The 21,997-nt window shown below is 61.8% G+C and carries 18 protein-coding genes and 1 tRNA gene; all 19 read right to left on the reverse strand.

All coding sequences use genetic code 11. The features are described 5' to 3' along the window. Nucleotides 1–25: 25 nt before the first annotated feature. Nucleotides 26–1,357: an AI-2E family transporter gene (locus tag EWR20_RS11125; RefSeq protein WP_129360734.1), complete on the reverse strand. Its 1,332-nt coding sequence runs from the start codon at nt 1,355–1,357 to the stop codon at nt 26–28. Nucleotides 1,358–1,468: 111 nt separating this feature from the next. Then, nucleotides 1,469–2,317 carry a Bax inhibitor-1/YccA family protein gene (locus tag EWR20_RS11130; RefSeq protein ID WP_129360735.1) on the reverse strand — a complete coding sequence of 283 codons (849 nt, stop codon included), beginning with the start codon at nt 2,315–2,317 and terminating at the stop codon, nt 1,469–1,471. 165 nt (nt 2,318–2,482) lie between these two features. Beyond that, nucleotides 2,483–2,559, reverse strand: a tRNA-Leu gene (locus EWR20_RS11135). A gap of 81 nt (nt 2,560–2,640) precedes the next feature. Next, on the reverse strand, nt 2,641–4,026 hold the full coding sequence (locus EWR20_RS11140) for an NAD(P)/FAD-dependent oxidoreductase (protein WP_129360736.1): 1,386 nt from the start codon (nt 4,024–4,026) through the stop codon (nt 2,641–2,643). Between the two features lie 99 nt (nt 4,027–4,125). Further along, on the reverse strand, nt 4,126–5,559 hold the full coding sequence (locus EWR20_RS11145; protein WP_394342287.1) for a S8 family serine peptidase: 1,434 nt from the start codon (nt 5,557–5,559) through the stop codon (nt 4,126–4,128). A 24-nt stretch (nt 5,560–5,583) separates the two neighbouring features. Beyond that, on the reverse strand, nt 5,584–6,555 hold the full coding sequence (locus EWR20_RS11150) for a Ppx/GppA phosphatase family protein (RefSeq protein WP_129360738.1): 972 nt from the start codon (nt 6,553–6,555) through the stop codon (nt 5,584–5,586). Between the two features lie 15 nt (nt 6,556–6,570). Next, nucleotides 6,571–7,173 carry a DUF501 domain-containing protein gene (locus EWR20_RS11155; protein ID WP_238147719.1) on the reverse strand — a complete coding sequence of 201 codons (603 nt, stop codon included), beginning with the start codon at nt 7,171–7,173 and terminating at the stop codon, nt 6,571–6,573. 43 nt (nt 7,174–7,216) lie between these two features. Next, nucleotides 7,217–7,864 carry an FtsB family cell division protein gene (locus tag EWR20_RS11160; RefSeq protein WP_129360740.1) on the reverse strand — a complete coding sequence of 216 codons (648 nt, stop codon included), beginning with the start codon at nt 7,862–7,864 and terminating at the stop codon, nt 7,217–7,219. Between the two features lie 114 nt (nt 7,865–7,978). Continuing rightward, on the reverse strand, nt 7,979–9,268 hold the full coding sequence (eno, locus tag EWR20_RS11165) for a phosphopyruvate hydratase (protein WP_129360741.1): 1,290 nt from the start codon (nt 9,266–9,268) through the stop codon (nt 7,979–7,981). Between the two features lie 145 nt (nt 9,269–9,413). Then, on the reverse strand, nt 9,414–10,253 hold the full coding sequence (locus tag EWR20_RS11170) for a MazG family protein (protein ID WP_129360742.1): 840 nt from the start codon (nt 10,251–10,253) through the stop codon (nt 9,414–9,416). After that, nucleotides 10,250–11,497 carry an adenosine deaminase family protein gene (locus EWR20_RS11175; RefSeq protein ID WP_129360743.1) on the reverse strand — a complete coding sequence of 416 codons (1,248 nt, stop codon included), beginning with the start codon at nt 11,495–11,497 and terminating at the stop codon, nt 10,250–10,252. The genes EWR20_RS11170 and EWR20_RS11175 overlap by 4 nt, the downstream gene beginning before the upstream one ends. A gap of 39 nt (nt 11,498–11,536) precedes the next feature. Next, nucleotides 11,537–13,333: a hypothetical protein gene (locus EWR20_RS11180; protein ID WP_129360744.1), complete on the reverse strand. Its 1,797-nt coding sequence runs from the start codon at nt 13,331–13,333 to the stop codon at nt 11,537–11,539. Nucleotides 13,334–13,409: 76 nt separating this feature from the next. Continuing rightward, a complete protein-coding gene (locus tag EWR20_RS11185) occupies nt 13,410–14,717 on the reverse strand; it encodes a thymidine phosphorylase (protein ID WP_129360745.1) in 1,308 nt (435 codons plus the stop codon). 63 nt (nt 14,718–14,780) lie between these two features. Beyond that, entirely contained in the window at nt 14,781–15,206 is a 426-nt protein-coding gene (locus tag EWR20_RS11190; protein WP_129360746.1) for a cytidine deaminase, read from the reverse strand. A 5-nt stretch (nt 15,207–15,211) separates the two neighbouring features. Beyond that, nucleotides 15,212–16,516, reverse strand: coding sequence for an ABC transporter permease (locus tag EWR20_RS11195; protein ID WP_129360747.1), 1,305 nt, complete (start codon nt 16,514–16,516; stop codon nt 15,212–15,214). After that, nucleotides 16,513–17,829 (reverse strand): ABC transporter permease, encoded by a 1,317-nt coding sequence (locus tag EWR20_RS11200; protein WP_129360748.1) that lies wholly within the window; start codon nt 17,827–17,829, stop codon nt 16,513–16,515. Before EWR20_RS11200 ends, EWR20_RS11195 begins: the two co-directional genes overlap by 4 nt. Beyond that, the gene (locus tag EWR20_RS11205) at nt 17,826–19,385 is read right to left on the reverse strand and encodes an ABC transporter ATP-binding protein (protein ID WP_129360749.1); all 1,560 of its coding nucleotides are present in this window, start codon (nt 19,383–19,385) and stop codon (nt 17,826–17,828) included. The genes EWR20_RS11200 and EWR20_RS11205 overlap by 4 nt, the downstream gene beginning before the upstream one ends. 15 nt (nt 19,386–19,400) lie before the next feature. Further along, nucleotides 19,401–20,516, reverse strand: a complete 1,116-nt coding sequence (locus EWR20_RS11210) for a BMP family lipoprotein (RefSeq protein ID WP_238147720.1) — start codon at nt 20,514–20,516, stop codon at nt 19,401–19,403. A 132-nt stretch (nt 20,517–20,648) separates the two neighbouring features. Continuing rightward, the gene (locus tag EWR20_RS11215; RefSeq protein WP_129360750.1) at nt 20,649–21,881 is read right to left on the reverse strand and encodes an amidohydrolase; all 1,233 of its coding nucleotides are present in this window, start codon (nt 21,879–21,881) and stop codon (nt 20,649–20,651) included. Between the last annotated feature and the right edge of the window lie 116 nt (nt 21,882–21,997).

The following is a 21,997-nucleotide window of genomic DNA, read 5'->3' on the forward strand; positions in this document are numbered from 1 at the left end:
TGGGCGGTGGCCCACTCACGACAAATTACTTTCCTGAGGACGCCTGAGTCGAGGGTGACCCCTCATCGTCCGCGTTCTGGACGTCCGGCGCATCGGCGTCGGCCGCGGGGGCTTTCGTGGAACCGTTGCTCTTGGAGAGCCTTTCCTTGACCTTCTGGGCCGCGGACTTCTTTTGAGCCCGCTGTATCTCCCAGTCAAAGGCGTACGGGGTGGTTCGAATATTGGGGTCGTCCTCCCATTCCCGGTTGGCCAGGTAACGGATCACGGTGTTCACCACAGCGAGAACAGGAACGGCGAAAAGCGCGCCGATGATGCCCAGGACCATTGATCCGAGGGCCACCGCGAGTACAACCGCCAGAGGATGCAGGGAAACGGCTTTGCCCATGACGAGCGGCTGAAGAATGTGGGACTCGACCTGCTGGACCAGAAGAACCGCGGCCAGCATGATGACCGCGTTGATCGGTCCGTTGGCAACCAGGGCCAGCAATACGGCCACCGCGCCGGAGACGAGGGCGCCGATAACCGGTATGAATGAGCTCAGGAACACCAGGACGCCCAGAGGGAAAGCCAGCGGCACACCGAGGATCAGGGCGGCGAGTCCAATACCCAACGCATCGACGAACGCCACGAGGACCTGCACACGGGTGTAGGAAACCAGAGAGTGCCATCCTCGGCGTCCCGCGCCGTTGACCGCCTGCCGGGCCTTTCGGGGGAAGAACTTCAACATGAAGAGCCAGATCTTCTCTCCTTCGAGCAAGAAGAAGATCAGCGTGAACAGCATGATCAGCAAACCGGTGCCGACTTCTCCGGCGGTCGAGCCGACGGCCGCCGCACCGCTCATGAGCTGACTGGAGTTCTCTTTGGCCGTGGTGGTCAGCGAACTGATGGCGTTGTCGACTTGGTCCACCGACAGCTGCAATGGCCCGTCGGAGAGCCACTGCATGAGTTCGTGATAGCCGGTGACGAGTTGATCGGAGAGCTGGGAGAAACCTTTGACCAGCTGCTGACCGACCAGGGTCAAAAGAGCGAGGACCAGAACGATTGCGCCCAGTTCAACGATCGCGGTGGCTATACCGGCTCGCACTTTCTTCCCCCGAAGCCACAACACGAAGGGAGAAAGCAGCCCGGCAATCAATGCGGCCACCAGAACCGAAATAATAACGGTGCTCACTGAACGCGAGAGGAAGACGACGACACCCGCCATCGCCAAAATCACGATGATCCGCCACGACCAGGCGGCCGCGACATTGAGCGCGTATGGGATATCGGGGCCGTTCGATGGGCGCTCCGAGCCTCCGTTCTTGGCCCCACGGACTTCTGAGATGTTTTCTGCGGTCACGTTCGAACTCGAGTTCATAGATTTCATCATAGAGGTGATGGTGGTTCTTTCTCTGAAGACGACACCGGGGCCTCACCTTTCAGGTGAGGCCCCGGACAGTTTGGGAAACGTATGCGAAAAATGATTCCGCTAATTCCTCGGCATGAAGTAACTGAGGAGGCGAAGGATCTCGACGTACAGCCACACGAGCGTGACAATCAAACCAAATGCGAGTCGCCAAGATTCCTTTTGGGGAACCCCCGCGCGCAGGGCGCCGTCGATCTGCTGAAAATCTTGGATGAGGCATGCACAGGCCATGATCACGGCGAGCAAACCAATGATGATTCCCACGGGGATGCCGAAGATCGTGAAGTCACGCATTGACGAGCCGGTGAAGGCGCCGAAAATCAGGTTTCCGACGATAAAGACGAGGTAGGCGACCATCCCGATGGCCAAGACCTTCGCGGTCTTGCCCGAGATCCTGACCCCGGCTTTCGCATAGAGGGCCAGCATGCCGAGGAATACCACCAGGGTGGATACGACAGCCATCAAGACGATGCCGCCGAACTGGGACTCGAATATACGAGAGATACCGCCGAGGAAGAGACCCTCGCACGCCGCGTAAGCCATGACCAAGGCGGGTGAAGTCTTGCGCTTGAAGATCACGACCATCGCCAGGACGAATCCGATGATCCCGAAGAGAGCGGAAATTCCGCCCAAGAACCAGCCTACTGCTCCGCCGACGGCAATCAGACCGAGCATGCTCAAAGTCTTGACCACGACGTCGTCCATGGTTGCCCGCTGCATATCCGCCGATGTCGCCGCGGGAGCGTTGTACATCTGGTTCAAAGACGCGGCACTCGGCGCCTGTTGGCCGCCTTGCTGCTGGCCATAGCGGTTCTGCCCGTACTGGTCCTGCTGCGGCTGGCCAGCATAAGCATGGTCGGTTCGCTGCGCATCATTGTTCATGCGCCTGATCAGGGGATTTCCACGTCCCATGGGATTCCTCGATTCTCAAGCGGTGGTCTCCCGAGACGGCCGCACCGTGCTTGTTGCACCGGCCGAAGCATACCCGGGATTTTTTCCATTCTACAGAATGGCGCGCCAGGACATCAGGGCAATACTGGTCATTCCGCTCTCGGGCGAGAAAATGATGGCTATATCTGGTGCCCCAGGTGGGACTCGAACCCACACTGAACGGATTTTAAGTCCGCTGCCTCTGCCGATTGGGCTACTGGGGCGAGACTCACCCCGCACTTTCGCGCGAAAGTGCGGGGTGGCGTCATTGGTTGTTCCCCGATATTACGGGAACCGAAGCTGACTCAGAGTCGAGCCTTCTCTTCCTTCGGAGCGGTTCCGGTTGCCTCCTGGAACGGCAGACGCGGGGAACGCTCATTGCGGATCGGCGAGGTATCCCGACCGAAGATCGTGCCCAGCAACCAGTTCGCGGCCACGCGAGTGGTCCGCTCGACGGTCGGGATCGCCATGCCGTGGTATCCACGGTGCATGAGCCAAGCCACGGGGCCTTCGAAGGAGCGGCCCTTGATGTTGGCGACGCCCTTATAGACGCCCAAACCGGCTACGGCGCCCAGATTCTCGTGGTAGTAGTCCTTGAGCTCCCCACCGTTGCGCGCGGCCAACAGGTTCTCGGCCAGCGTTACGGCCTGACGCGACGCGTGCTGGGCGTTGGGGACGCAGAAGCCGCCCACACCCTTTCCGGTCAGGTCCGGAACGGCAGCGTTGTCGCCAGCAGCCCAAGCACCCTCGAGGACTCCGTCGTCACCGGTGACGCGCAGGTCTGCGCCCACACGGACACGGCCGCGCTCATCGAGCGGCAATGAGGAGTTCTTGAGGAACGGGGCGGCCATGACACCGGCGGTCCAGATCAGCGTCTGAGTCTCGACCTCACCCGCCGGCGACTTGTCGCCCATGTTGATCAGTTTGCAGGTGTCTCCGTCGACCTCGCCCAAGGAGGTGTTCAACAGTACTTCGATGCCGCGCGAACGCAGGTGCGCGACCACCGACTCGGCGCGGTCCTCCGGGACCTCCGGCATGATCCGGCCCATGGCCTCGATCATCACGAAACGCAGGTCGGAAACGCGAAGGCGGGAGTTGCGGGAAACCGCATCGCGAGCCATATCCTCGAGCTCTGCGATGGTCTCGACGCCGGCGAAACCACCGCCGACCACCACGAAAGTCAGGGCACGACGACGAGCCGCCTCGTCCTTGAGCAGGGACGCGGTCTCGATGCGGTCAAGCACCCAGTTACGAACGTGGACGGCTTCTTCGACGGTCTTCATGCCGATCGCGGCCTCGGCCAAACCAGGAATCGGGAAAGCACGGGTTACGGAACCGGCGCCGATCACGATCTGGTCGTACTTGAGCTCGTATGTGTCACCGTCGTCATTGCCGCGCACGGTAGCGGTCTTCGACTCATGGTCGACCTTCTCGACCCGAGCACCCAAGATTTCGCAGTCCTGAAGGTGCTGGCGCAGCGGAACGGTTGCGTGGCGCCCCTCGATGCTGCCGGCGGCCACCTCGGGCAGGAATGGCTGGTAGGTCATGTACGGGTTTGGGTCGACCACGGTCACAACGCCGCCCGAAGCCTTGATGGCCTTCTGGATCTTGGTTGCTACGGTGAAACCGACGTATCCGCCGCCAACTATCAGAACGCGAGGGCGATCGTTCGCCACCTGGTTAAAAGACATGGTAGAAATGCTACTCCCTTAAGATGTGTGGACTGCGATGGTCTCGATTCCCCATATTGCCATCCAAAACCTTACGCCGCTATCCGGGTTTCCGCCGCTTTATTGCCTACGCCCCCAGAAATCCGTACTTCTTTGATCTCCCGATACCCCATGAGAGTTCCGGCTGCGTTTTCCCAGCCCAAGGTATTCGGCCAGGACTCGCCTCGGAGGGTGAGGCGGCGAACCCAGAATTCTCCGCAGTCTGGCGACGGTTCCAGCGGCCAGCAACCACATCCAGCCGGCAACCGCGGCAATGAGCCCGATCGGCAGCAGAAGGTTCACATGTGAACCCGGGGCCGCCTCGGGGGCGGCGACTGGATCGATCTTCTCCCCCACCGTGTGTTCTTCCGCCGGAGGATCGCTGGGCTCGTCCGTCGGATCCGCCCGACGATGAACCTTCGCCCACGCGGCGACGGAACCCAACGGATTGTCTCGGACCCCCGAGACGTCTTCGTCTCGCGTCAGAGCGGCGGTCGGATCGACGACCCCGTACCCGTATTGGGGATCACGGCCCGGCGGGCCCTGGTCCCTGGCCGTGTCGATGAGCCGCTTGATGATTTGGGCTGAGGATTCGTCGGGATACTTCTGCCTCATCAGGGCGAGCACCCCGGAGACCATCGGTGCCGATGCCGATGTACCGGACCACAGTCCATATTTGTTCTCGGGCATTGCGCCGATGAGATCCTCGCTCGGAGCCGCAACGGCGATCGAGATCCCTTGCGCCGAGGAATCCCACGATGCCTTTCCCTGGCGATCCACGCCGCCCACTGAGAGTACCCCGGGGATAGTCGACGGCGCGCCAACCTGCGTCACCCCCGAGCCTCGGTTGCCAGCCGAGGCGACCACCACGGCATCGTGGTCCTGCGCATGTTCAAAGGCCTGATCCCACGAGTCCGGCCAATCGGTCTTTGACGAACCGACCGAAAGGTTAATGACTTTGGCCCCCGAATCGACGGCTTCCCGCACGGCTCGCGGAATCTGGTCTTCGACCGCGACGCCGCCGGGGTTCTGGGTTCCCAACCACGCGGAGATCGGGACGATGCTGGCTTCGGGAGCAATGCCGATCACGCCGGCGCCGTGCCCCGGCTCCCCCTCAGGAGCCTTGCTCGCATCGCGGCCTTCGTGGCCGTGCCCCGCTATCATCGACGCTACAAGGGTGCCGTGTTCGGGTTCGGCTCCGATCGGTTTCCAGCCGTCCGAGCTACCTCCCTTAGACACGTCCTTCCCCGACTCCACATTTCCCGTGAGGTCCTGGTGGTTTCCGTCCACTCCGGTGTCGATCACGGCGACTTTGACGCCTTTGCCGGTCGTTTGTTTCCACGCGGAGCGGATGCCCAATTCGTCGAGCCAGTACTCGTGGTCTCTGACGTCGTCGCCCTTGGGATGGGAGGATACGACCGGGACGGTGGGCAACGGACCCGGTTCCGCATGGGCAGACGTCACGGCCGCGACGGAGACAATTCCCGCTGCCAGAGCCGCTGCCAAGACCCGCATTCCGCGCCCGTGCCGCATGATGACTCAGGGCTTCTTCCGAGCCGCGGCGACGGACAGGGCGATGCCGTCCAGGATGTCGTGCTCGCTCGCGATGCACGTGGCAATGCGACCGTCGGTCAGTTCGGAGGTTCTTTCCGCAATACGTGCCCAAATTTGAGCGCCCGCACCGATCACGTCGACGCGGCCCTCGTGCATGATCCCGAGTTCGGAACGTTCCTGACGTGACATGTTGGTCAGGATCCGCGCGGCCTCGGAGACCGCTTCGATGCTCAGTTCGCTGCCGTGAATCCGGTCCGGATCGTATTCTTTGAGGCCAAGGGCCTGTGCGGTGACCGTTGTGACGGAGCCAGCCACACCGACCAGGCGCGTTGCGGTTCCGATCGGCACCGAGTCGAGCGCCGTGGTGACGGCAACATCGACGTCGTCCAGGAGTCGCCGAATCTGGCCTTCGGTCGGCGGATTAGAGCTCAGGTGCCGCTCGGTCAACCGAACGCAACCTATATTGACCGACCGGGACGCGATCACGCCGTTCTCGTCCCCCAGGACAAATTCCGTGGATCCCCCTCCGACGTCGACGATCAGGTTCCGTCCGCTGTGGGCGGCTTTGATGGTCGCGGCGGCACCGTAGAAGGACAGCTCGGCTTCTTCCGAACCCGAGATGACTTCAGGAGCGACCCCGAGCCGATCCGTGATTCCTTCGACGAAGGCATCGCGATTGCCCGCGTCTCGGGTCGCGCTCGTCGCGACCATACGAACGTGCTTGACCTTGTGCTTCTTGATCAAGGCCGCGTATTCCTCGGCGGCCGCGAAGGTCCGGTCCAGGGAAGCCTGTGCCAGCCAGCCGGTGGCGTCGACTCCCGCGCCCAACCGAACGACCCGCATTTGCCGGACGATGTCGGTGACCTTCGGGTGCGTCCCCTCCGACGGATTCTTCTCGACGTCCGCGATGAGCAGGCGAATCGAATTGGTGCCGCAATCTATAGCTCCAACGCGCATAGTTGTCCGTGCTCCTTAGACCTGGTTCGACGGTGACGATTCTTCGCGCCACGCTGGGTCGCAGGCGCATTGTTCGGGCATCCACCACTGCTCAATGGCATGCAGGGTCTCGTCCCCAAAGGGGTTGATTCCTTCGCCGACGGACAGTGTATGGCCAAGCACCGCGTGAAGGCATTTGACCCGTTGTGGCATCCCGCCGGCGGATATCCCCTCGATCTCCGGAACCGGATCGGTGCCCGCTTTGACACGTACCCGTTCACGCTCGTCGAGGTAATTCTGGTGAGCGGCCTGGTAGGCCTCGGCCAGTGCTTGGTCCCGCGTGATGCGGTCCGTCATGTCGTACATCAGGCCGGCGGCTTCCAACCGGGAGGCGGCCTGCGTAATGACCGGGTGGGCCAGATAAAAAACGGTCGGGAAAGGCGAACCGTTCGACAATCGAGGTGCGGTTGCGGCAACGAGCGGGTTCCCGCAGACACACCGAGCCGGAATTTCGACGACGTCGCGCACAGTCCGCCCCAACTCGCGCGAGAGAACGAGCAGATCCTGCTGGGTCGGGTCCAGGGTGTCCTGGCTGGCGCCGAATCCGCCGGGTTCTTGAGCGGCTGATTTCTGAGTCACCGAACTCCTTCTCGAGGTGCTGCTTTCACGGATTGTGCGTAGGTCATTTCGACGACTCCGACAGTGAGGCCCACAGGTTTTCTCCCCACGAGGGCGGCGTAGACGTCGTCGCTTCGGCCGATGAGTCGTCCGCCTGGTCGCTCTGCTTATCCTTGCCCGTCACCACATACGGTGTTTCCCCGGGGTTGACGTAGAACAACCGTTCTCGGGCCTGCTGCCGGACGTAGTCGTCGTCATTCCAGCGGTCGTTCTGATCCTTGAGATCCTGTTGCTCATCCTTGAGGTGGGAAATATCCTGCTGCAAACTGTTGATCTCTGCCTGCTGGGCAAAGTACCGGTGCACCGTGGGGGCCAAAGGAACCACGAGGGCCAGGATGATCAGGAGGAGCAACACGGTCCTGCCTGAAAAAGTCCTGGCAGCCACGGGTTCCCGGGTGTCCTCGACGTCGCCCCAGTCCTCTCGCCCGATTTGATCCTCTTTAGAGAATTCCGGGTCACGGAATGCGGAGCTGCCGCGAGGCTCCGCGCGCTCGACGACGCGCTTCTGTCGCCACGATCCGAACCCCAGCGTCTGGGATTCCCTCGACGAAGATTCGGAACGGGTCTCGTACGGGTCGCCCGAGAAATGGTTCGAGCTATCCGCCCTCTTGCGACCGAGACGGCGAGCCGCGGCTGAGAAGGGGTTCTTCATAGCGATCGGACCTCTCGAAGCAGGGGAAGGAGCTTTCGAACCCTCACTCTACCGAACGACGCCCCGCCCGGAAGAACCCGGCGGGGCGTCGTCATCGGATATCCGGCGTCGATACTACTCGGCAGAGAAACGCGGGAAAGCGGAGGCTCCGGCGTAAGTCGCCGCGCCGCCCAGCTCCTCCTCGATACGCAGAAGCTGGTTGTACTTGGCAACCCGCTCCGACCGTGCAGGGGCGCCGGTCTTGATCTGGCCGGAATTGGTTGCCACGGCGATGTCTGCGATCGTCGTGTCCTCGGTCTCTCCGGACCGGTGAGAAACCATGCAACGGAATTCGTTGGTCTGCGCCAGAGAAATCGCGTCGAAGGTCTCCGTCAACGAGCCGATCTGATTGACCTTGACCAGCAGGGCGTTGGCGGCTCCGATCTTGATGCCCTTGCCGAGCCGCTCGGGATTGGTCACGAACAGGTCGTCACCGACGATCTGAACTTTCGCACCGAGCTGACGGGTGATGGTCTGGTAGCCGTCCCAGTCGTCTTCGTCGAGCGGATCCTCGATCGACACGAGCGGGTACGCATCGACGAGTTCGCCATAGTAAGCAGTCATTTCTTGGGCTGTCTTGCGGCCGCCTTCGAAGGAGTAGGTGCCGTCTTCCTTATTGAAGAATTCGGAAGAGGCGACGTCCAGAGCCAGGGCAACGTCCTTGCCCGGTGCGTAACCGGCCTTCTTGATGGCCTCGAGGATCAGGTCGAGTGCGGCCCGGTTCGAATCGAGATTGGGAGCGAAACCGCCTTCGTCACCAAGGCCTGTCGCCAACCCGCGGTCCTTCAGGACGGACTTGAGCGCGTGGTAGACCTCCGCGCCGTAGCGCAAGGCTTCCGCGAAAGTCGGCGCGCCGATCGGGGCGATCATGAATTCCTGGATGTCCACGTTGGAGTCGGCGTGAGAGCCACCATTGAGGATATTCATCATCGGAACCGGCAGAACGTGGGCGTTGGGTCCGCCGAGGTACTTGTAGAGGGGCAGGTCCGATGCTTCGGCAGCCGCACGGGCAACGGCGAGGGACACACCCAGAATTGCGTTGGCGCCCAGCTTGCCCTTGTTGTCGGTACCGTCGAGTTCGAGCATGGCGGCGTCGACCAGGCGCTGGTCCGTGGCGTCAAGACCGATGACCACCTCAGAGATCTCCTCGATGACCGCCTTGACTGCGTCCAGGACGCCCTTGCCCAGGTAGACGCTCTTGTCTCCGTCGCGGCGCTCGACCGCCTCGAACTCGCCCGTGGATGCGCCGGAGGGAACGGCGGCGCGACCGAAGCTTCCGTCTTCGAGAAGAACCTCGACCTCTACGGTCGGGTTGCCTCGGGAATCGAGGATCTGACGGGCATGAACGTCGATGATGATAGCCATCTGGATGCTCCTAAAAATCGTGAAGAATGAATTGGCTTTTCTGTACCGAGCCTAGTGAGTTTGTGGGAAATTCTGAACTGTTCCCGCACAGTGGGCCCGTTCTCACTTCCCATACTATCCAATTCCCACATAAGCACACATATTCTCAGGCATTCCCACCTGAGGAATCCACGAAATGACGAACCGCGCGCCGCAAAGCTTTTTCAGGATCCACGCCCCGTTCACGGGCATGGGCCACTACACCCAGCAGGTGTCTGCCGATCTCTTCCTCGGCGTCATCCGTGGTTCCGGGTGCCACCGACTCCGGAGAAACCTGAGTCTGCGGACGATCATGGTCGGAGGACGCGACGACTTCGGAAGAGCGCTCGTGTTCCAGGGTCTCGACCGCTTCGGGCAACGGCAAGGATGCCTTGGCAGCCTTGCTCAGTGTCTTCTCCGCGAGCGCCAGAGCCGGCAAGGCCGGTGGTATTCCGTCGAAAGGGCCTTTCCGTTCGGGCTTTTCGGCGCGTTTGATCTCATCCCAGCGCCGGGTGAGCGTTTCGAGCTCGTCGCTAGCCAAAGTCCGTTCTCCGACGGGACCATCCTCGGCGTCGGCGAATCCCCCGAATACGTGGGGATGCCGTCGAATCAATTTGGCATTGAGCCCTTGGATGACGTCCGCGATTCCGAAACCGCCGGCCTCCGAGGGGACTTCTTCCGCGACCCTCGCATGGAAGACCACTTGGAGGAGCACATCACCGAGCTCTTCCTGCAGAAGAGCACGGTCGACTCCGTTCGGTGCCTCGATGGCCTCGACGACTTCGTAGGACTCTTCGATCAAGTAACGGACCAATGAAGCATGTGTCTGTTCGCCGTCCCAGGGGCAACCGCCCGGCGACCGTAGGCGGTCCATGATGGCCACGAGCTCTTCGAAAGCCGCAGTCGGGGTTTCGGGTTCGAGTTCCGGCCCGTCGGGCTTGCCCCGCGGAAACTGTGATGTGGTCATGAACCGACCTCCGGGGATGTGGAATATCCGGCCAGCACGCGGTCGACGAGGTCGTTTCTTTCGTCCAAGGGCAGGAAAGCACTTTCTGCCGCGATCAACGTGACACTCAAGAAATCGTCGCGTTCATATCCGAACTCATGGGCCAGTTTGAGGAATTCGCGTGTCATCGACGTGCGGGACATCAATCTGTTGTCCGGATTGATCGTCACGGCGAAACCGAGGCTCCTCAGCAGCTCGACGGGGTGTTCTCTGTACTCTCTGGCCCAGCCGGTCGACGAATTCCCTGTCCGCGCCGTGACCCCGATATCGCTCACACGAGGGGCAGCGTCGGTCTGAAGATTCGAACAGGGGCAAATCTCGAGCGGGATGCGCCGGTCCCTGACCCAGGCCGCAACTTCTCCCATCGAGTACAGGGAAGTCGCAGGCACCAAGGAGACATCGTGGCTATGCGGTAAACGCGCCACGTTGTCCGCGAGCGCGGCGTGACGCTGCCTGCGCGTCAGGTCTTCGACGATCCGGACCCCGTGCCCGAGCCGTGCAGCCCTGCCCTCGTGGAGAGCCTGACGTATTGACTCGACCCCGTCTGCTTCTCCTGCGTGCAGGGTAACCTGCAGGAAATGCCTCGCGCAGTAGTCCAACGCCTCGCGGTGTAGTTCAGCGGAGAAACCAAGTTCGGGACCCGCAAGGTCGAATCCGACGACGCCGCTCGATCGATTACGCACGGCGGCCCGTGCAACTTCCAGGGAACAATCGTTCTGGCGCATCGCGCAGACGATCTGACGAATCGAAATGATGTGGCCGCGGTCCGCGGCGTCCGATTCTCCGGCAACGATCCCGCGCTCTACCGCGTGGATCGCAGCGTCGAGGTCCAGCCCTTCGCTGAGGTGTTGTTCGGGCGCCCAGCGCACCTCACCGTGAATAATCCCGTCCGCGGCGGCGTCGACCACGTATTCCCTGGCAACTCTTTCGAGCGCTTCGGCGGTGCGCATCACGCCGACGGTGTGCTCGAAAGTTTGGAGGTAGCGAGCCAGGGACCTCGAATCCGCTGCTTCTGAGAACCACCGTTCGAGCCGGGCCTGGTCGGTATACGGAAGCTCGTGGCCGACCTCGGCGGCCAGCTCGATCACGGTCTGCGGACGCAAGGAACCGTCCAGGTGATCATGCAGACATACCTTCGGAAGGGAGGCAATCCACCCTTCGTCATAAGCGTTGTCGAAGAGCGGCGTCACAACCTGCGCGCTCATTGCGCAGCTCGCCGGCGGATCCGTACTGTCATTCTCCGCTCAGAGGCTCCATTGAGTCAGCGCATCGGTCATGTGCTCGGGGATATTTGCTCCTGTGCGGGGGAACATCCGGAGTTCCTCGATGTACTGCTGGGCCGGAAGGCGATCCTTGTACTTGACGAAGCTTTCTTCGTCCTCGTAGGAGAACGAAACCAGCGGAGGCACGCCCGGGGTGAAGCGGAACATCATCGCGATCGGTGAGCCCGCGCCCTCTTGGTACGAATCCGACTTGAGCTCCAGGATGTGGAGGGCCTCTTCGGGGACGAGATCGAAGGTCTTGCGCTGATCCCAGAAGCCATTGCGGCGAACGTGGGTCAAAGCGTCGTAGTAGGAGCCGAGAGCGCGCACACGAATCAACACGGTCGAGACATCGCGGGCCGTACCGTTTGCACCGAAGAGAGTCTTCTGGGCTTCGCCCATACGTTGCAGAACGTCGGCTTCCGTCAGGACCAAGTTGCCCGGTGCGAGCTGCGTGGTCGATGGCTTCTGCGGAGCGGACTGGCCGGAGCTGGAGTACGACGGCGCGACATCGGTCTGGTCTGCCGTGGACGGGACGGAATCCGGCAAATCGGCGGCTACCGCAGAGGGAGCACCGGCCTCGGGACGGTTTTCCTCGCCTTCCCAGTGGGAGTCCTCGACCACGGCGGGAACAGGTTCGGCCGTCGTCTGACCGTCTGTGGTCGCTGTGTCCGCGCCCTTATCAACGTCCTTGGCGGACGGGGCCGTCTGTTGTGCGGCCTTTTCTTCGCCTTGTTTCGAATCCTTGCCGGAATCGGCCACAGCGGCCGCGGTTCCACCAGCGGCCGCACCACCCAGGGCGGCGCCTCCTACGGCTACGCCGGAAGCCGAGTCGCTCTGTTTCTTCGATCCCTTGGCATTGGCCTCCGAAAAAGAGCTGCTCGTCTGCGCTGACGAGGAGGTCTTGGTGGCATCCTTCGAATCCCTCGGGGCATCCGTGACGGCCGAGGTCTTCTCGGTTCCAGAAACTACGGTTGCGCTCGAATCGCTCGAGGTCGTTGACTTGGCCCCAGAATCGGATCCCTCGGGTGTACCGAGGACCGAGGGCTTGGAGGACGAGGAGCTCGCCTGGTCATCTCCGGATTTGCGCGCTTCGGCATCGTCCGCCACGGCGCTGAGGGCTTCGTTACGGTCCTTCTCAACGGACGGCTCGGTCTCGTCTGAAGACTTGGCCGGGTTCGATGCGGCAGCACCAGCGGCTCCCCCGGCGACGGCGCCGGTCGCGGCGACCTTGCTGCCCTCCGAGCGTCCCGACTCCTGATTGGCCTCTGCATCGACCGAGCTCGCTTCGCCACCGCGTGAGAGCGTGGTCGGAACGGTCTGCGTGTACGCCTCACGGACCTGCTCATCCGAGTTCGGGTAGGTGTACTCGATCTCGACCGACCGCTTTCCGTTCCTGACCGAGGAAATCATGATCTCGGCGCGCCGCCAGGGTCCGTTCTCGCTGGCCTGAGCCGCCGTGTAGAGCTTGGCCACCGGGTCGAACCAGGTGGACTGGGTATCCACGGTGGTTTTGCGCTCAGGCTTTTCGCTGGGGTCCATCACGGCGGTCATTTCGTTGCCCTGCTGGTTCAGCTGGAGCGTGGCGACCCTGTTGGACTCCATCATCGTGACGATTTCGGGAAGACCATTCGTCTTCGGCAGCTCGGGGCGGTCCGGTAGGGCACGAACCTCGGAGCTCGACGGTGTTTCTTCCTGCCGCCCCGCGTCGTTCAGCTCGTCGTCTGAACGCCGCGCGGCGTCGTCGTCTGAGTTCTTGCGGAAAAGCTTGAAAGCCACGACTCACCTTGTTTTCTGCGCCCCCGTGAGGCGCCTCGAGATCTGCCTCAGTCGATCGAGGCATGAATTTTGAACCCTATTCTGCCGACAGTCTATCGAGGATCAGGCGCCTTTCGACATCGGCCGGGCCGGACTGAGCAATCTTAAAGCTGCCATTCAGAGTATTCAGGGCTCTTTCGAAGCGCTCCGGTGTGTCCGTCAGCAAGGTCATCAGGGGTTGCCCCTCGGCGACGTGGTCGCCGGGCTTTGCGTGAAGACGGACGCCCGCGCCGGCCTGCACGGGGTCTTCCTTGCGGGACCGTCCTGCACCCAGCCGCCACGAAGCCACGCCGACCGAAAGCGCGTCCAAACTCTGTAACGTACCGGTTTCGGGTGCCTTGACCACGTGTGATTCCCGTGCAACGGGAAGTGCCGTATCCGGATCTCCGCCCTGAGCCCGGATCATGTCCTTGTAGACGTCCATGGCCCGTCCGTCCGCGAGGGCCTCGGCCGGATCCTCGTCGACCCCCGAAGCGAGCAGCATTTCGCGGGCCAATGCGACGGTGAGCTCCACGACATCGTCCGGGCCACCGCCCGAGAGGACCTCGACGGATTCCTCGACCTCGATCGCGTTGCCCACGGTCAGACCGAGCGGCGTCGACATATCCGTCAACAATGCGCTGGTCCGAACGCCCGATTCGTCTCCGAGGGCGACCATGGTGCGAGCCAGTTCGCGCGCGGCTTCCTCGTCCTTCATGAACGCGCCGGATCCGACCTTGACGTCCAGAACCAAGGAATCCGTGCCTTCGGCGATCTTCTTGGACATGATCGATGAGGCGATCAGGGGTATGGCTTCTACCGTTCCGGTCACGTCCCGGAGCGCGTACAGTTTCTTGTCTGCTGGGGCAAGGCCCGTTCCGGCCGCGCATATGACCGCCCCGACGCTTCCCAGCATCTGCATCATGCGCTCGTTGCTGACGGAAGCCTGCCATCCTGGGATCGATTCCAATTTGTCCAGGGTCCCGCCTGTGTGCCCTAGCCCACGGCCAGAAAGCTGGGGAACGGCGATCCCGTAGACGGCCACGAGTGGGGCCAGGGGCAGTGTGATTTTGTCACCCACGCCGCCCGTCGAGTGCTTGTCCGCGGTTGCGATCTTGCCCTTGGGACCGAGGATCGGAGAGAAGTCCAGCCGCTCTCCGCTTGCGATCATGGCTTGCGTCCAACGAGCGATCTCTTCACGCCTCATGCCGTTGAGGTAGATCGCCATCGCCAGCGCGGACATTTGTTCCTCCGCGACTACACCCCTGGTGTACGCATCCAAGACCCAGTCGATCTGTTCGCCGCTGAGTTCCTGTCCGTCTCGTTTGGCGCGGATGACATCCACCGCGTCGAATGCTTCGCTCATTGCTCTGTGTCCTTTGCTCTTCGACTTGGGTGTTCCTGCGTGCGATTCACCGGAAGGGCGTGCTCACCGGTCCGAGTAACCGGCAATGTCCTGAGGCCCGAAGGCCTGGGGCAACACCCGGTCCATGTTCCAGGGGCCCTCCGGCGTCAGAATCTGCATGTCAGGTGCGCGATGCTCGTACAGGAGCTGCCGGCAGCGTCCGCAGGGCATGATGACTTCCCCCGGCTCGTTGACGCAGACGAACGCCGTCAATTTCCCGCCGCCGGTCCGGAACAGGTCCGAAACCATGGAGCATTCCGCGCAGAGGGTCACCCCGTATGCGGCATTTTCAATATTGGCGCCTACCACGATCCGGCCGTCGTCGACCTGCCCCGCAGCACCTACCGGAAATCGGGAATACGGGCTGTAGGACTGCTCGAGCGCTTGACGGGCCGCGGCCAGCAGAGACTTCCACACGGAATCATCGGCAGAAAGCAAAGGCTGATTCATCGTTTCTACTCCTTGACGTACGGGACGCCGCTTGCGGCCGGACCGCGCGACCGACCGACAAGCCCAGTCACCGCTGCGATCGTGACGAGGTACGGAAGCATCGCGAGGAATTGGCTCGGAACCGTTGTTCCGAGGAGGGACAGCACGGACTGCAGATTAGTTGCGAATCCGAATAGGAGGGCCGCAAACAGTGCGCCGAAGGGACGCCAACGGCCGAAAATCAGGGCCGCCAGGGCGATATACCCCTGACCAGCGGTCATGTCCTTGTTGAAGGAAGACACGGAGACGAGGGTGAAGAAGGCGCCACCCATGCCCGCAACGGCGCCGGCGAGAAGCACGTTCCAGAAGCGCAAGCGGTTGACTTTGACGCCCAACGTGTCCGCTGCCTTCGGGTGCTCGCCGACGGCCCGCGTCCGCAATCCCCACCGGGTCTTGGTCAGCCCGTACCAGATCAGGAACACGACCACGTACATCAAGTACACGATCACGGATTGATCGAAGAGGACCGGGCCGACGACCGGGATCTTGGACAGGAAGGGAATCGAAAAACTGGGCAGATGCTCCGGAGCATTGAGACCAACATTGGACCGAGAGAGGACGGTCGAGTACAAGAAGCCTGTCAGCCCGGAGACCAACACGTTGACGACAACGCCGACGATCACCTGATTGACCAGATACTTGATCGTGAAGATCGCGAGGATCAGAGAAACCAGGACCGCGCCGAACATTGCCGCCACCAAACCGACCCAGGCATTGTGCGCCACGGATCCCGCGACTGCGGCCGCGAAAGCACCGAAAAGAAGCTGCCCTTCGATCGCAATGTTCACGACGCCGCTCCGCTCGCAGAGCAGACCTGACATCGAACCGAAGATCAGGGGCACCGCGAGTGTTAGCGACCCGCCCAGCAGACCGGGCAAGGACAAGCTATTGCTGTCCGCGTGACTGACCGCCCAGACGAGCATCGCGATCACGAATGCTGCCCAGAAAACGACGGCACACCACTTGGGAACCTTGCGGCCCCGGACGCCGAGCACCCAAGCGATCACGGCCATCATCGCGGTCACGATGCCGAGGACCCAGCCGGTGGGGGTCGCGGCAAGTTGAACATCGCCCAGTCTGATCGCATCCCCCGACTCCGACAATCGGAAGACTACGGTGTCTTCGATCGAATTGAGGCCGCACACCACCAGGGTGACCACGGCCAAGACCGTAAAGATGACCGCGTTGCGCCACTGACGCACGATCGTCTTGGGAGGTGCTTGCCGGGACGGGCTGGAGGGATTCGTTAGTTCCTGAACGGAGGTGCTCACTGGGTGGCTCCTGCCTTCCGTGCGGCGGGCATGCGGCGCTTGGCTTTGCGGGTTTTCGAGGGGTCGGGCAAGCGGAAGATCGCCCGGACGAGCGGCGGAGCCGCGATAAAGAGGACGATCAGGGACTGGACCACCAGAACGATATTGATGTTGGTTCCCGTATTGGTCTGCATGGCGACACCGCCGGCGCGAAAAGCACCATAGAGCAAACCAGCCCAGAACGTTCCCCACGGGGTCGAACGGCCCAGGAGCGCGACGGTGATCGCGTCGAATCCAAAGGAAGCGGCGACGTCGCCGGTCAAGACCTTTTCCGTACCTGAAATCTGCGATACGCCCGCCATCCCGGACAGCCCACCAGACATCAGCATGACGATGATGTAGCCCGCGGTCACGTTGATACCGGCGGACTTCGCGGCCTCGGGGTTGGCCCCTACGGCACGCAGCCTGAAGCCGATCGTCGAACGATTGATCATCCAAGAGACCAGGAGGACCGCGAGAATCGCCAGCACGAAGCCCCAGTGCAACCGGAAGGAATCACCGAACATTTTGGGCAACTGCGCGCTGGAATCAATCTGGGGAGATATGGGGTTCGTGGATCCCGGCCGCTGGAACCCCGGCGTCGTCAGCACGTACAGCACCAGATTGAGTGCAACGTAGTTGAGCATGATGCACAGAATGACCTCGTGAGCTCCCGTCTTGGCCTTGAGAAGCCCCACAAGTCCTCCCCAGATCGCACCGCCGATGACGCCACCGAGTACGACGAGTAGCAGGTGAATCGCCATGGGCAAGTGCCAGCTGAATCCGATGTAGCCCGCAACGATCGCACCGAGGATGATCTGGCCTTGTGCGCCGATGTTGAACAGGCCGGAACGGAAGGAAATCGCCACGCCCAGACCGGCAAAGATCAGTGGAGTCGCGATAGTCAGTGTCTCAGTCAGCGGGTAGATCTTGTCGACAAAAGTCCCACCGTGCGGATTGAAGATCGCGCCTTCGAACAACGCGGCGTACGCGGTGCTGGAGGCTTTCCATGCGGCCTCGAAAGTGTCGCTGGGACGATTGAAAAAGTAGTTCATCCGGGTCAGCACGCGCTGGTCCGTGAAAATGATGAGCAGCCCACCGACGACTAGAGCGGCGATCAGTGCGGCCGCGGACAGGACGAGGGGTGAAGACGTAATCCGGTACGCCAGCGACGGCTTCTCCGGCCCGGTGGCCCACGGAGGCGTTACCGGGCTCGGCGAGGACTGCGCCTCCGGCGTTGCTCCCAAGCCGTCGGCCGGGGCCGCAACGGGCTGCTGTGACTCGGTCGAGCTCATGCGTGCTCTCCTTCGACGGTGATTTGGGCGGTGTGGTCCTGGGCTTCGGAGAAGGCTTCCTCGGCGGTCGCACCGGCCATCATCTGACCGAGGACTTCCCTCGGGGTATCAGGCCCCACGATCCCCATGAGTCTTCCGTGGTGGAATACGGCGATCCGATCAGCCAAGGCGTACACCTCGTCGAGCTCGGTCGAGACGATTATTACGGGAGTACCGGCGTCGCGCTCCGCGACGATCCTTTCGTGGATGAATTCGATCGACCCGACGTCGACGCCGCGGGTCGGTTGCGAGGCGATGAAAAGTTTCAGGGGACGGGACAGCTCTCTGGCGACCACGACCTTCTGCTGATTGCCGCCGGAAAGGGTCGCGACCTGATCGCTGACCGCGTTCATCCGGATGTCGAAAGCAGCGGCTTTCTCTCGGGCGTTGGACCGTATCGCTCCTCGTCGAAGCGACGGCCCCGCGGAAAACTTCTTGTGGTCGAATTGGTTCAGAACCAAGTTCTCCTCGATGCTGAACGTACCCACGAGTCCGTCGACCGTCCGGTCCTCGGGGACGAAGCCGACTCCGGATTCGATGATCCTCTTGGTCGAGGAACCCAGCAGGTTCTTGCCGTCCAGCATGATCTTGCCCGACGCTTTAGGGTGCAGCCCCAGAACGGTCTCCGTGAATTCCGTCTGTCCGTTGCCCTGGACGCCCGCAACCGCAACGATCTCGCCTCCGCGGACGTCCAGGTCGATCTCGTCGAGGACTTTGACCCCGGATTCAGCGACCAAGGAGAGTCCTCGGACGCAGAAGCGGGAGTCACTGTACTGCGGCTCATCCTTGGCGACCGTCAGATTGACGTCGTGACCGACCATCATGGACGCCAATTCCGTGGTCGACGCCGTGGGTTCCACGGTTCCGACGACCTTGCCCCGTCGGATCACAGTGATCTCGTCCGATACGGCGCATACCTCACGCAATTTATGCGATATGAACAATAAGGATTTGCCGTCGTCTCGCAGCTGAGCCATGATCGCGAGCAATTCGTCCGTTTCCGCCGGGGTCAGAACCGCGGTGGGTTCGTCCAGGATCAGGATTTCTGCGTCCCGGACGAGTGCTTTGATGATCTCCACGCGCTGCTGGACGCCGACCGGTAAGTCCTCGACGACGGCGTCCGGGTCAACACGGAATCCGTACCGGTCCGAGATCTCGCGGATCTTGCGTCGGGTCTGGTCCAGATCCAGGCTCAAGCCGCGCATCGATTCTGCGCCCAACGCGACATTCTCCGCGACCGTGAATACGGGGACCAACATGAAGTGCTGGTGGACCATGCCGATCCCGGCGCGCATCGCGTCGCCGGGTCCGGAGAATCTGACTTCGCGGCCGTCGATCATGATCTCGCCGGCGCTCGGTTCGTACAATCCGTAGATCACGTTCATGAGCGTCGATTTGCCGGCGCCGTTCTCTCCGAGAAGGCAATGGACGGTCCCTGGCTGGACAGTCAGGTCTATCGAGTCGTTCGCTGCAAAAGTACCGAAACGCTTGGTCACGGACCGCAATTCGAGTTTCATCGTCGGGGGTCCTTACTAGTTCTTCACCGGGCTGGCCTGCGAGTGCACTGTGATTTCCCCGCTGGTGATCTTGCTCTTGAGGTCTTTCAGCTCGTCCTTCATCTCATCCGAGACGTTGCCGTCCTGATCGTGGAACGGGGCCAGCCCGACACCATCGTTCTCCAGGTTGCCGACGTACGGGGTATTGGTGAACTTGTCATCCATGTCATCCACATAGGCTTGTTCGACCGCGTCGCCCATTTTCTTGATCACCGAGGTCAGCAAATATTCCTGCCCGCCAGCCAGGGTTTCGTAACCATCCGAATCCACCCAGATGACGCGGGCGGGGTTCTTCGGTTCGTCGGCGTTGTACCCGTTCACCGCATCCATCGCACCGTTGCCGACGGGGCCCGCAACCGGCATCACGATGTCGGCCCCTTCATTGAGGAAGTTCTGGGTCGTGGTCTTGCCTTTGCCCGTATCCTCGAAATCGCCCGTAAAGCTGCCAGTCTGCTTCTGGACGTCCCACCCCAGCAGCGACACATCCTTGTTCTTCTGCTGGTTGTAGTAGTTCACGCCCTCGGCGAAGCCGTCCATGAAAATCGTGACGGTCGGAATCTCCTGTCCGCCGAAGGTCGCAATTTTGCCGGTTTTCGTCGAACCGGCGGCCAAATACCCCGCCAGGAAGGCGGCCTGCGAGGTGTCGTAGATGATCGGACGCACATTCGGCAGGTCGATCGAGTTGTCGTCGACGGTCGCGAAATGCTTGTCCGGGTGGGCTTGTGCGGTCGACTTGGTAACGTCCGACAGATTGAAGCCGACCGTCACGGTCAGCCCGCAGCCGCCCCGGACCATGGAGTTGACGTTCGGCTCATAGTCCGTGACCGCCTGGGATTCGGCTTGCTTGGTCTGGATGCCGTAATCGTCCTTGGTCTTGAGCAGGCCTTCGTACGAGTTCTGGTTGAACGAGCGATCATCGAATCCACCGGAGTCGGAGACGATGCATCCCGTGTAATCCGAGCGGTCGTTGGCAATATCCGCGTCTTTGTCCGGTGCGGGGGCGCAACCAGTCAGTAGCAACGCTGTTGCGCTGACGATGGCGCCACCTGCCAGTACGGCACGGCGCGGGCCCATGGGGTAAAGGGCAGGCATGAGAAACCTCCGGGTGCGCCGTTCCCCGGGTCTCCATTGACGATGCAGGAGGGTGACGGCAGCGAGTGATCTGCGGTACGCCCCATAGTCTAAACCGTCACTCCGTCATTCGCTGACAGCTGACAGCATTAATTACCGACGTTTGTCCTCGTCACTCCGACGTTGGTAGTTGATGGCCCGCAGGGCGGTGGCTGTCATGACACGCACGCCGCATTCTATGGCTCGTTCGTCGGCGACGTAGTCCGCTTGGTGCAGATCGTAGGTCGGACCCCCCGGAGGGCGCGTTCCCAATCGCATCATCGAACCGGGAACTTCTTGCAACATCCACGCGAAGTCTTCCCCGCCCATGGACTGTTCCATGAGCACCACGGAGTCTTCGCCCAGTTCCGCCCGTGCGGCATTTTCCAATAGCGTCGTCTCGGCTTCGGTGTTGACCACGGGCGGAACGCCAGGAACGTGTTCGAGTTCCACATCTATGCCATAGGGCGCTGCGACCTGCTCGACGACTTCGTCGAGCATTTCTGCTGCCTTGTACCACGCATCAGCGTCCAGGCACCGCATAGTCCCGGCCATATAACCGGTCGCGGGTATCGCGTTGGGGGCCACGCCTGCCTCGATCTGTCCCCAGACCACCAGGACCCCCGAGCGGACATCCAAGTTTCTGGACAGTACCGCCGGAACGTTGATCGCGATCTGACCCATCGCGTAGATCAGGTCTTCCGTCAGATGCGGCCTGGACGTGTGCCCGCCGTGTCCGCGCACGGTCAGCTTGATCGTGTCGGTCGCGGAGGTGATGGCTCCGATACGCGTGCCGACCTGCCCTACGTCGACCTTCGGCTCGCAATGCAGGGCAAATGCCCTCGGAACGTCCTTCAGAACGCCCTCTTTGATCACGGAAATCGCGCCACCAGGAAGCTTCTCTTCGGCCGGTTGGAAGATGATCCGCACGGTACCCGCCAGGGGCGCGGAAGAATTGATGTCCGCCAGGGTCAGTGCAACACCGAGCATGACGGTCTGGTGAATATCGTGACCGCACGCGTGCATCACGCCCTCGTTGATCGACGCAAAATCAAGGCCCGTATTCTCTTCGATCGGCAAAGCATCGATGTCCGCGCGGAGAGCAACGGCAAGGGGGCCGTTGCCGATATCGACGTAGCACCCTGTGTACTTGAACCGGACGGGGTGCAGGCCGGCCTCTTCCAAACGCTCAACAATCCTGTCCGTCGTCCTGTGTTCTCGGAAAGACAGCTCCGGGTGGCGGTGAATCACGCGTCTGAAATCGATCAGCTCGTCGACGAACTTGCCCACGAGCGGGGTCACGTGGAGCGGGCTACCAGATGCTGATGGAGACGGACTATTTGCCATACAAGCGACCTTAGCGCCCTGAAAGGCAATCGTGCCCACGTTGCATCCGTGTCAGAACATGACGACGCCGCCCTCCCCTTTTTCGGGGAAGGGCGGCGTCGTGATATTGCCAGGTG

It is taken from the genome of Rothia uropygioeca, from assembly GCF_004136585.1.
Taxonomy (GTDB): Bacteria; Actinomycetota; Actinomycetes; order Actinomycetales; family Micrococcaceae; genus Rothia.